General features: G+C 67.6%; 11 protein-coding genes. 7 read left to right on the forward strand and 4 right to left on the reverse strand.

What is annotated here, in order from left to right; translation table 11 throughout:
* The first annotated feature begins 148 nt into the window (after positions 1-148).
* Entirely contained in the window at positions 149-1,249 is a 1,101-nt protein-coding gene (locus BO226_RS03870) for a hypothetical protein (protein WP_071934649.1), read from the forward strand.
* The gene (locus BO226_RS03875; RefSeq protein ID WP_071934650.1) at positions 1,236-4,064 is read left to right on the forward strand and encodes an FtsW/RodA/SpoVE family cell cycle protein; all 2,829 of its coding nucleotides are present in this window, start codon (positions 1,236-1,238) and stop codon (positions 4,062-4,064) included. Before BO226_RS03870 ends, BO226_RS03875 begins: the two co-directional genes overlap by 14 nt.
* Before the next feature lie 4 nt (positions 4,065-4,068).
* On the opposite strand, the gene BO226_RS03880 is transcribed toward BO226_RS03875, so the two are convergent.
* The 3 genes from BO226_RS03880 to BO226_RS03890 all read right to left on the reverse strand — a co-directional run bounded on the left by BO226_RS03880 (position 4,069) and on the right by BO226_RS03890 (position 6,275).
* Entirely contained in the window at positions 4,069-5,058 is a 990-nt protein-coding gene (locus tag BO226_RS03880) for a rod shape-determining protein (protein WP_071934651.1), read from the reverse strand.
* Between the two features lie 171 nt (positions 5,059-5,229).
* Positions 5,230-5,583, reverse strand: coding sequence for a hypothetical protein (locus BO226_RS03885; RefSeq protein WP_006552824.1), 354 nt, complete (start codon positions 5,581-5,583; stop codon positions 5,230-5,232).
* A gap of 140 nt (positions 5,584-5,723) precedes the next feature.
* Positions 5,724-6,275: a helix-turn-helix domain-containing protein gene (locus tag BO226_RS03890; RefSeq protein ID WP_019288188.1), complete on the reverse strand. Its 552-nt coding sequence runs from the start codon at positions 6,273-6,275 to the stop codon at positions 5,724-5,726.
* An 82-nt stretch (positions 6,276-6,357) separates the two neighbouring features.
* On the opposite strand from BO226_RS03890, the gene BO226_RS03895 reads away from it, so the two are divergent.
* Positions 6,358-6,717, forward strand: a complete 360-nt coding sequence (locus tag BO226_RS03895) for a hypothetical protein (protein WP_033098043.1) — start codon at positions 6,358-6,360, stop codon at positions 6,715-6,717.
* 9 nt (positions 6,718-6,726) lie between these two features.
* Here the strand turns inward: BO226_RS03895 and BO226_RS03900 are convergent, their stop codons facing one another.
* Positions 6,727-7,392, reverse strand: a complete 666-nt coding sequence (locus BO226_RS03900) for a FadR/GntR family transcriptional regulator (protein WP_071934652.1) — start codon at positions 7,390-7,392, stop codon at positions 6,727-6,729.
* A gap of 11 nt (positions 7,393-7,403) precedes the next feature.
* On the opposite strand from BO226_RS03900, the gene BO226_RS03905 reads away from it, so the two are divergent.
* The 4 genes from BO226_RS03905 to BO226_RS03920 all read left to right on the forward strand — a co-directional run bounded on the left by BO226_RS03905 (position 7,404) and on the right by BO226_RS03920 (position 11,391).
* Entirely contained in the window at positions 7,404-8,624 is a 1,221-nt protein-coding gene (locus tag BO226_RS03905) for an MFS transporter (protein WP_071934653.1), read from the forward strand.
* An 82-nt stretch (positions 8,625-8,706) separates the two neighbouring features.
* Complete coding sequence (locus BO226_RS03910) at positions 8,707-9,585, forward strand: sulfurtransferase (protein WP_071934654.1); 879 nt, start codon at positions 8,707-8,709, stop codon at positions 9,583-9,585.
* A gap of 121 nt (positions 9,586-9,706) precedes the next feature.
* Positions 9,707-10,336 carry a nicotinamide riboside transporter PnuC gene (gene pnuC, locus BO226_RS03915; RefSeq protein WP_071934655.1) on the forward strand — a complete coding sequence of 210 codons (630 nt, stop codon included), beginning with the start codon at positions 9,707-9,709 and terminating at the stop codon, positions 10,334-10,336.
* On the forward strand, positions 10,336-11,391 hold the full coding sequence (locus BO226_RS03920) for an AAA family ATPase (protein WP_071934656.1): 1,056 nt from the start codon (positions 10,336-10,338) through the stop codon (positions 11,389-11,391). The genes pnuC and BO226_RS03920 overlap by 1 nt, the downstream gene beginning before the upstream one ends.
* Positions 11,392-11,469 lie beyond the last annotated feature (78 nt).

The raw sequence follows: 11,469 nt of genomic DNA on the forward strand, positions 1-11,469 counted from the left end.
GTTTTCGGGATGCGCGATGATCGAAGCAGTCTTGGGAATCCATGCGAGAGACTACGAGCCCGTCGAGGTTCGATCCGGACCGCCCACGCGAACGGACGACGACGCAGGGGGCGGCGTAGAACTCGGAAGACTGCTTGCCGTAGCGACTTTGACGCCTGCGCAGGCCGCGCTGCTCGTCACCGATACGGTCGATCAACTCGAACTCGCGCACACCCGGGGCCACCATCCGATCCGCCTCCGAGGCGACGCCGTGATGGTGTCCGAGAACGGTCAGCTCACCATCGACTGCGTCAAGAACGCGGGCTCCTGGGGTGAGGTGCGCGACGCGACGTCCGGACTTCTTCGCCGAATCGTGACGAACTGCCGCAACGAAGCGCTCGAGGAGAGAGTGGACGCGGCGATCGCCGAGTCGACGGATTTCGTCGGCCTGGCGAGACGCGTTCGTTATGCTGCCGCAACCGAATTCGACGAAACCGAGGTAGGAAGGAAACGATCGCAGATCGCCGCGCTCGTCTCGGTGGTGAAGGAGCATGCTCGTCCGGTGGACGGTACGGCGGAACGGGCAGACGTGCCGCGCGTGACGGAAGAGAGGACCTTCGTCCCGAATCGACGTCGCCCGCCGGCCGGGAAGGTATGGCATCGCAAGAAGCGACGGCTGCCGCGACGCCGGACGGTCATCGCATTGCTCGCGATCATCGCGCTCGTCGGGCTGGCGTGGGTGGCTCCCGCAGCGTGGTCGGAACTGAATCGGGGCTGGCACACCCTTCTCGACCCGGTGGACTCGTCGATGGACGACCGGATCGATCCGGTCTCACCACCGCCACCGGTGCCCGAAGCGGCACCGGAGGCGGGCGTGCCGGGTCCCGTCGACACCGGTCTTCCCGGAAATGCCGGACCGATCACGCAGGTCGCCGCGAGCTTCGCGAACGGTCCGTGCGAGCCGGGACGATCGTGCACCGTCCGCGTCGACGTCGGGCTCGACCCCGCGGCGAATATCGGTGCGGTCACGTGGAATCTGACCGTCTACGACCGATGTACGGGCGCGACACTGCCGGGCCGGGCGATCACCCTGCCGGTGCCGGCGGGAAGCCCGGAGGCCTACGGCATCGGAAGCGTCGACCTGCCACCCGGGTCGGCACTCGCCGTCGCCGCGGTCACCACCGTTCCTGCAGCGGCCGCGTCCGAGCCGGTGTACGTTCCCACCGAGAATGCCGCCTGCGTGCCCGGGGGCTCTCGTGACGGCGGATAGGCACCCATCCGATCCCTGGCTCGTCGCGGCGGCCGTCGCCCTGGTCGCTCTCGGCATGCTCAACATGATCTCGACGGGCATGTCGTCGCTCGCAGTGCGTCACGCCGCGCTCGCCGCCGTGGGGATCGGCGCGATGTGGATGACCTCGCGCATGCGGATCGCCGCTCTGAGCCGGTTCGGGTGGGCACTGTTCACCGCCTCGGTGGTCCTGCTCGCGGCGGTGCCGCTGGTGGGTATCGCGACCAAGGGCGCTCAACGCTGGCTGGATCTCGGCGTGTTCACCCTGCAGCCCTCCGAGATCGCCAAGCTCGCGCTGGTCATGGTTCCCGCCGCAATACTGGCCGGCGGGTACACGCTCGGCAGGTTCGTCGGCGTCCTGATCGTGTCGGCGGTGCCGATCGCCCTGGTAGCGCTGCAACCCGACCTTTCGACCGCCGTGGTGCTCGTGGCGACCGTGCTGCTCATGCTGATCCTGGCGAGAGTCCCGCTGCGGTCGCTGTTCCCGCTGTTCGCGCTCGGGCTCGCCTCGCTGCCGATGGCCGTGCTGTTCCTGCGTCCGTACCAGCTCGAGCGGATCCACGTCTTCCTGTCGAACGACGCCGACCCGCAGGGATCGGGTTGGGCCGCATGGCAGGCGGACATCGCGATCGGCAGTGCGGGGTGGTGGGGTCTCGGGCGCGAACCGGACTACGATCTGCGGGCGCAATATCTCCCCGAATCGGAACACGACCTGGCCTTCGCGAGTCTCGTGTACGGGTGGGGCCTGGTGGCCGGCATCGCCGTCGTGGCGGCCGTCGTGATCATCGTGTGGCGTTCCGTGGTCGCCGCCCGCGTCGCACGCACTCGGGAGGCGGCACTCGTCGCAGCGGGTATCGGCGGTGTGTTCGGGCTGCACACCGTGGTGTCGGTGGCCCAGAGCCTGTCGCTGTTGCCGCACACCGGCATGCCGATCCCGATCTTCAGCTACGGAGGCACCGCCTCGATCATCGGGTTCGTCTCGATCGGCTTGGTGCTCGCGGTGCGCCGCGACGGCGTGACCCGGCCGCTGTGGGTGACCGAACCAAAGAAGCGCCGTCTGCCGCGCGGAGTGTCGGTGGGTGCGCTGACGCTGACGGCCTCGCTCGCCGCGATGTCGGTCTTCGCGTGGCAGATGCAGACCGCGCACGGCACCGAGTTCCGCGCGACGAGCGACACGCAGATGCTCCGCTGCATCCGTCTGCCCGCCGAGCGCGGCCAGATCCTCGACCGGACCGGCGTTCCCGTCGCGACCAACGTCGCCGAGTACACCGTCGCCGTGGTCGCCCGGATGTTCGCCGAAGGTGCCCCGTCGGCGCGCTACGAACTCGCCGCGCTGCTCGGCATGCCACTGGAGAAGCTCGACGAGGAACTGCGGAGCAGTACGGGCGGGGAGATCCAGGTCGTGCTCGGACGTGTCGGGCCCGAACAGGCCCGGGCGATCGTGGACGCTCGGCTGCCCTGGGTGCTCGTCTACCCGACGGGCCGCAGACAGTACCCGCACGGGGAGATGCTGGCGTCGCTCCTCGGATACGTCGGGATCGCGGACGAGCAGGACATGGAACTCTGGCCGACCCTCGCGCTCGGATCTCGGGTCGGCAAGGCCGGGCTCGAGCGGCAGTACGACGCGTTGCTGCGCGGCGTCGACGGCAAGCAGTGCGTGTACGTCGATCCGTCAGGACGTCCGGTGGGCACAGGGGAGCGGGTGGATCCGATCCGCGGCCACGACCTGCGGTTGCATCTCGATGTCGGCATGCAGCGGGCCGCGACCGACGCGCTCGCCCAGACGGTGCGCACCAGCGGAGGCGACCTCGGCGCCGCGGTCGTGATGGACGCCCGCACCGGCGCGGTGCTGGCGCTGGCCAGCGTTCCCGGCTACGACAACAACGTCTACGGACCCCCGGCCGACCTCGCCGCGATCGCGGCGCAGACCGCGGCATCGGGTCCGGGCCGCATGCTCAACCACGCGGTGCAGACGGCGGCACCACCAGGATCGACGTTCAAGATCGTGACAGCGTCGACGAACGCCGCGTTCGACGTGCTGTCACCGGATGCCTTCCTGGCGGGTGGCGCGGCCTACACCTACGGCGGTCACACCTTCGCCAACTGGCAGCCGATGGGCCCGAACAACCTGCTCGGGGCGATCCAGTGGTCCGACAACGTCTACTTCTACCAACTCGCCGACCTCCTCGGTCCCCACCGCATCGCGCAGACCGCCGCCGAACTCGGCGCCGGTGCTCCCTCGGGGATCGACCTGCCCGCCGAATCCGCAGGCTTCCTCGGTACCCCGGACAACGTCGAGAGCATCGGAGGTGCCTGGTATCCGGGCTCGACCCTGCTCATGGGTATCGGCCAGGGCACCGTCACGGCCACGCCGATCCAGGTCGCGCGGTGGACGGCGGGTATCGCGTCGGGGCAGATGGTGACCCCGAAGCTCGCTGCCGCCTACGGACCCGGCGACGCAGTTCCGATTCCCACCGAGGAGCCGCGCCGGTTGTCGTTCGCGGACAAACTCGAACCGGTGCGCGCCGGCATGCGGGCGTCGGCCTCGGCCGGCACCGCCGGTCAGCTCGCGAGCCTGCCGGTCACGGCCGCCGCCAAGACCGGCACGGCAGAGGATCCCTCGGCACCGGGCAAGGGACTCAACGCGTGGTTCTCCGCGGTCGTGCCCGCCGAATCGCCGGAGGTCGTGGTGACAGCGCTGGTACGTGGCGGTGGTTTCGGATCGGCCACCTCGGGACCGGTCGTCAAAGGTCTGCTCGAGCGTTACCTCGCGCAGCTCCGGACGCCGAATCCCTGACAGGTCAGGCGGCGTAGGCGGCGATCACGTCGGCGTGTTCGATGCACGAGGTCGCGCCCTCGGCGACGCAGGTGAGCGGACGCTCGGCAGTCTTCACCGGCAGGCCGAAGGCCTCCTCGAGCAGTTGCGGCACGCCGCGCAGCATCGATCCTCCGCCGATCGCCAGGATGCCTTCGGACATCACGTCGCTGATCGCGCGCGGCGGCAGGTCGTCCAGGCAGCTCGACAGCGTCTGCACGATGCTCGTCGTGGTGGGCCGGACCGCATCCATGATCTCTTCGGTCTCGAGCGTCACCAGACGCGCGCGGCCGGTCGCGGCGTCGCGACCTTCCACCACGAGCGACCGTTCGTCGGCGGTCTCGGGCGCACCCACCTTGGCGCGCTCGGCAGTGAGTTCGCCGACGATGATCTGGTGTTCGGCGCGGAGATACCGGAGGATCGCGCTCGTCAGGTCGTCCCCGGCGATGCGGCAACTGCGGTGCGACAGGACACCGCCGTAGCAGAGAGCGGTGACTTCCGCAGTGCCGCCGCCGATGTCGACGACGAGATGGGTTCGGGGCTCGAGCGGGTCGATCCCGCACCCGATGGCACCGGCGACCGGCTCGGGAATCAACCCGACCTTCCGCAGACCGGCCTCGTGCCCCACCTCGAGCAGCGCACGACGCTCGAGCGGCGTGGCCCCGGCGGGAGCTGCGATGACACCCACGGGCCGGATGCCGTAGCGACGTCGGGGCGCGAGCTGGGCGAGCACGGCCGTGACGAATGTCCGTGCCGTTTCGAGATCCACGATCACTCCGTCGCGTATCGGGTGGACGGGAGTGATCCCACCGGGTGTGCGGTCGACGAGGTCGCTCGCCTCCTTGCCGATCGCGAGCGCTCGGCGCGGCTCCTTCGTCCGCACCATCATCAGCGACGGCTCGTTGAGCACTATGCCCTCGTCGGGCGTTCCGACTACGGTGTTGGCTGTTCCGAGATCGATACCGAATCCACGCACGTCGGCCTCCGAGAGGATCCCAGCGAAATTTTCCGGATGGTGTCCAACGGCATCGTGATGATGTCGTGTACCGCTCAGGTTACCGCCGCCGAATTCTGTTACGCGCGTTGTTCACCGGAATGATATGCCGCGTTGTGCCGCTGAGTGCCCCGCTCGTCTCGGATGACCGGATCAGGCGGGATCGAGTTGCAGCACAACCTCGACGCGACCGCGTTCGTCGCGGGTCGCGACGGCGTGGCCGGTGCGTTCCTCGTCGTCGAGTTGGATGCTCATGGGAGCACCGGCGCCGAGAAAGTTGCGCCACCAGGACTTCTCGTCGGGCATCGCGACGCCGATCATCACGGAGTCGCCCGAACGTCGGTAACTGATCGGCAACGTGATCGTCCTGCCGGATTTTCGACCCGTGTACCTGATCGGTGCGACATAGCTGCGGATCCGGTTACCGATGACGGGTAGACCGGCGGCTGCCATGACCATGGAGTTGAAGGGGCCTGCGAGACGGAACAACGTACCGGCAACTGTCATGTCTACCTCCCGCAGACACGGTACGGGAAGGCGTAACCGTCCGACATCGGTTCGACTTCGGCCGGCCCACGACGATCTTCGCGCAGTGGGCCGACGCGCACGTCGACGAGTTCCGCTGAGGTCTGTTCCTCTGCCGAGCCCTACCCCTCTTCGGACGCGGTGCCAGGAGGAACCGGTATCACCGCGGTCGTCAGGGTGATGCGCATCCGGTCGTCACCGGTATCCGTGCGATACGGGGCGAGGATGTCGGCGAGCCTGCTCTGGATATCCGCGAGATCGTCGGTCGTGACGTAGAGCGGGGTGGTCCCGAAACCCAGATAGTCCCGCAGGCTCCGGTCGTCGTCCCCGATGAACTTGTCGAAGCTCTCGCCGAGCGCACCCAGGAAGGTGACGAAGGCATTGCGCAGTTCGGCGTCGCTCATCGCCGCGAGGTCGTCGTGGCCGACGTGTGCCATGCGGTCGCCGAGCGCGAGGGTGCGTTCGACGGTTCCGCGCACGCGACGTTCGTCGACGACGGTGACGATCTCGGCGTCGATCAATGCTGCGACGTGCCGGTAGAGCGTGGCCTGGGTGACGTCGGGGAGTGCCGACCGGAGTTCGCTCGTGGTCAGCTGCCGTCCTCCGAGTTGCTGCACGATCCGCAGTCGAACCGGGTGCAGCACGACTTCCGCGATCGGGGACGTCTTCGCCATCGGTACCTACCCATCATTGTTATCACCGTGATAATGTTCTCAGTGCTGTAGTCAGTTTACCGTCGACGGAAGGTCCGACGTCATGGCCCGAACGGCATACGACAACGCAACCCTCCACCTGTCCTTCTCTCGGTGGGAAGCCTTCATGGTCCGCCGAACCGCGATGGAGGTGCCGATCTCGGCGATCACCGGCGTGGAGGTCCTTCCGGGATGGACGTCCGAGATCCTCGGCATCAGATCGGGCATGGTGATCTCCGGCTTCTTGAAGGTGGGCACCTTCCGGCACCCGCGCGGCATCAAACGCCTGGTCGTCATGAAGCGAGGCCATCCGGTGCTGCGCGTCGCGCTGGGCGGCCCGGGCGTCGAGTTCGACGAACTTCTCCTGAGCTCTCCGGAGGCGTACACCCTCGCGGACGGCCTGCGTTCGGCCGGGGTTCGATGAGCGGCGGCGTCAGTCGGTGAGTTCCGCGAAGAGCCCCTGCGCCGCCTCCACGGTGGCGTCCTCGTCGCCGGCGATGACGGCGGCGACCAAGGTGGTGTGTTCGGGTTCGAAACCCAGGCCCGTGACGCGGACGTGCCGGTCGATGGTGCGGCGGATCGACGGAAGCAGCGAGTCGTAGAACTCGAGGTACACCGCGTTGTGGCTGGCCTCGACGATGCCGCGGTGCAGGGCGACGTCGGCGGCCACCGCGGCGTCGATGTCGGATCCGGCGAACAATCGGTTGCGCTCGGCGAGCAACTGTTCGAGCCGGGCCACGTCGTCGGGGGTGCGCCGGCGCGCGGCCAGGACGGCGGCGGTGACGTCGAGGGCCTGCCGCAGTTCGAGCACATCGCGTTCGTGGGCCGTGGCGAAATACTTGCCGAGGGTGCCGGTGACGTCGGAGTTCGCGAGGACGTAGGTGCCCGAGCCCTGGCGACGTTCGAGCATGCCGGTGTGGACGAGGGCCTGCACGGCTTCGCGGACGGTGTTGCGGCCGGTGCCGGTGAATTCGCACAGGTGCGGTTCGGTGGGGATCTTCTCACCGACCTTCCAGCGACCGCTGCAGATCTCGCTGCGCAACTGCTCGGTGACCTGCTCGATCAGGTTCGTTCGCTGAACAGGTTTTCCCGAAGTCATCCCATCATCCTATGATTTCCGGTGTGAGTCTTCTGCGTGGCCGGCTGCTGGTGTTCTGTGCGATCGCGATGTCGGCCCTCGTGCTGAGACTTGCGGTCACCTCGTTCAGCCCTCTGGCGGCGCAGATCAGTGAGGAGATCGGCTTCTCGTCCACGGTCGTCGGCGTGTTCGGCATGATCCCGACCGCGATGTTCGCGGCCTTCGGCCTCGCCACCCCGGCGCTCGGCCGACGATGGGGACTCGAACGCACCGCGCTCATCGCAATGCTCATGGCCGGCGTGGGCATGGCGACCCGCGCGCTCATGACCGACACCTGGTCATTGCTGCTCCTGTCGGGGCTCGCGCTCGGTGGGATGGGCATCGGCAACGTCGTCATCCCTCCTCTGGTCAAGCGCTACTTCTCCGACACGCTGGCACTCGTCAGCTCGGTATACATCGTCGGCGTGCAACTGAGCACCATCGTGCCCGCCTTCGTCGCGGTTCCTCTCGCCGACGCCTTCGGCTGGCGCGTCTCGCTCGGAGTGTGGGCGCTCGTCGGATTCGCCGCGGCCGTGCCGTGGGTGTGGGTGCTGCTACGTCATCGGAATGCCGATGCCGGGGAGGTGGCTCCCGTCGACCGGAACGCCGACGGCAGGGTCTGGCGGTCGCCGGTGGGCTGGGGGATGGCCGGCATGTTCGGCATGACGTCGCTCGTCACCTATTCGATGTTCACGTGGATCCCGGACATCCTCGCCGACGCCGGTGCCAGCCCCGCCTTCGGAGGCGCGATGGTGGGCTTGTTCGCTCTGCTCGGGCTCGTCTCCGCGTTCGGCGCTCCGTCGCTGTGCGCGCGGATGACGAATCCGTTCCCCGTGGTCGTGGCGTGCGCGTCGTGCTTCCTCGTCGCCTTCGCAGGCCTGTGGATCGCGCCGATGAGCGCACCGATCCTGTGGATCGTGCTGCTCGGACTCGGGCCGAGCACGTTCCCGATGGCCCTGACCCTCATCAATCTGCGCTCCCGCAGCCACGCCGGATCCGCAGCCCTGTCGGGATTCACCCAGGGTGTCGGCTACACCGTGGCGTGCCTGGGCCCGCTGCTGTTCGGTGTCTTCCACGACCTCACCTCGGGCTGGGCGGCCTCGTTCGCCTTCATGACGGTCGCCGTCGCGGTACTGGTGGCCGGCGCCTATCAGGCCTGCAAGCCGCGGGTGGTCGAGGACAGCTGGAACACCCGCCCGATCTCGGTGGGTTAGACACCGCTCAGCGGGGACGAACCCACCCAAGTCGTATGGCTGCTCTACTGGAAGGAGATTCCGAGAGCAGAGGAGGACCTCGATGAGCGACACGAAGCCGAACACCGTCTCCGCGGAGTGGCTGTACGAGCAGTTGGGGGACGAGGACCTCGTCATCGTCGACGCCACCGTGCACCTGAGCACGCCGCCGGACGGGTCCGTGCACATCGAACCCGGGTTGGCGACCTACCTGGAAGAGCACATTCCCGGCGCGGTCTACGCCGACCTGTTCACGGACTTCTCCGATCACGAAGCGCCGCAACCGTTCACCGCGGCGTCGTCGGAACGGTTCGCCACCGCCGCCGGTGCGGTCGGCATCGGTGAGGGACGCCGCGTGGTGCTGTACGACCAGAAGAACGGCATCTGGGCCGCGCGACTGTGGTGGCAGCTGCGGCTCGAAGGCTTCGACGACGCCGCCGTGCTCGACGGCGGACTGCCCGCCTGGAAGGCTGCCGGCTATCCGGTCTCCGACGAGCAGGTGGTCCCGCACGGCGCGACCTTCACCTCGCAGCATCGGCCCGAGCTCGTGCGGTCGACCGAGGAGATCGCGGCGTCGCTCGACGACCCGAACACGCTGATCATCAACGCCCTGGATCCTGCGACCTACGGCGGCGAGAGCCCGTCCTACCCGCGGCGCGGACACATCCCCGGCAGCATCAACATCCCCTTCGGCGACCTCGTCGACCCGTCGACCGGACGCTTGAAGCCGGCGGCGGAACTGCGCGAGATCTTCGACAAGGCGGGTGCCCTGAATCCGGACGTCAAGCCGGTGACCTACTGTGGCGGCGGCATCGCGGCCTCCGGACTCGCGCACGCGCTCGCAGCTGCAGGTCGGTCGGACGTTGCGGTGTACGACGGTTCGCTCAACGCGTGGACCGCCGACGAATCCCTGCCGCTCGTGGAGGGCCCCGACCCCCGCTGATCCTCCGAAACTTCGGTGTTCTCGACGTCGTATAGCGCCGTCGAGAACACCGAAGTCGATTTCACCGTTGCATCAGTTAGAGCAAACATGATCTAATAGCTGCCACAAGCGAAAGGCGGCGATGATGATCGCATTTCTGAACTCGACGGCATTCACCGCACTCGGTACGCCCACCACCTGGGCCGAAGTGTTCGGCTTCGTCAGCGGCGCGTGGTGCGTGTATCTGGTGGGACGGCAGTCGATCCTCAACTGGCCGATCGGGATCGCCAACAACCTCGTGTGGATCCTGCTCTTCGCGACCGCCGGACTCTACGCCGATTCCGGACTGCAGGTCGTGTACATCGTGCTCGCCGTGTGGGGTTGGAGCAACTGGGCGCGGGGCAGGGACGGGGATGCCCTGCCGGTGACGGGCACGAACACGACCGAGTGGAGCGTGCTCGCGGTCGTCGGTGTCGCTGCGGTGATCGGGCTGACAGCGTTGCTGGAGGTCGCGACGAACTCGACCGTCGCGTTCTGGGACGCGACCACCACCGTGCTGTCGTTGCTCGCGACGTGGGGGCAGGCGAAGAAGCGGTGGGAGTCGTGGCTGCTGTGGATCGTCGCCGACCTGATCTACATCCCGCTCTACCTGCACAAGGGACTGACGCTCACGGCGTTGCTGTACGCAGGTTTCCTGCTCCTGTGCATTCGGGGCCTGGTTGCCTGGCGACGCTCCATGGCGGTCGAGCGGCAACTGGTGGAGGTGCAGTGATGTATCGGCACGCACTCGTCATCGGGAAGTTCTATCCACCTCACGTCGGTCACCATCACCTCGTCCGGCGCGCTGCGGAAATCGCCGAACGCGTCACCGTCGTCGTCATGTCCTCTGTAGCAGAGACGATTCCGTTGGGTGACCGCGTGTCGTGGATGCGCGAATCACACGCCGTCGACACGACGGTCACCGTGACGGGAGTTCCGTGCGACGCACCGATGGACCTGGAATCGGACACCGTATGGGCCGCGCAGGTCGCCTGTATGAAAGCAGCCGCGCGCACCGTCACCGATGTTCCGGTCGACGCGGTGGTCTCCAGCGAGAGGTACGGCGACGAGCTCGCGCGACGCTTCTCGGCCACGCACGTGTGCGTCGACCCGCTCCGTGTCGCGCATCCCGCCTCCGGCACAGCCTGCCGTAATGATCTCGCCGGGCGCTGGGACGATCTCGACGCACCGGCCCGTGCCGGCCTCACGACCCGCATCGTCGTCCTCGGCTCCGAATCCACGGGCACCACCACCGTGAGCCGAGAGTTGGTGCGTCGATTCCGAAATCGCGGTGGTGTGTGGGAACGAACCGGCTGGGTGCCGGAATACGGACGACAGGTCACCTACGACAAGCTCCGCACCGGAGAAGTGAGCGACATCATCTGGACCGGCGACGATTTCGAGAACATCGCCGTCGAACAGACGCGACTCGAGGAACAGGCAGCACGGGAAGGGTCTCCGCTGCTCGTCTGCGACACCGACGCGTTCGCGACCACCGTGTGGGAGCGACGCTATCTCGGCAGCAGTGAGCGGGCGTGGCGCGGTGTCCGCGACCGGCGAGCGCTGTACTTGCTCACCGACCACAACGGTGTTCCGTTCGTGCAGGACGGCATCCGGGACGGCGAACACATCCGCGCGCAGATGACGGAGTGGTTCGTCGACGCGCTCACTGCCGCGGGACGCTCGTGGGTGATGCTCACCGGCAGTCTCGAGGAGCGGGTCGACCTGGCGGAACGGGTGGCGGACCAAGCATTGCGGCTGGGCTCGCAGTTCGGCGCGCCGCTGTAGCGTCGAAATTCGTCTCCCCCTTCTCACGTTATACCGGATCCTCGGCCCTCATGAGGATCGAAAAGTGGGTTCATACTC

Origin of the sequence: Rhodococcus sp. 2G (genome assembly GCF_001886355.1) — a bacterium.
GTDB lineage: Bacteria > Actinomycetota > Actinomycetes > Mycobacteriales > Mycobacteriaceae > Rhodococcus > Rhodococcus pyridinivorans.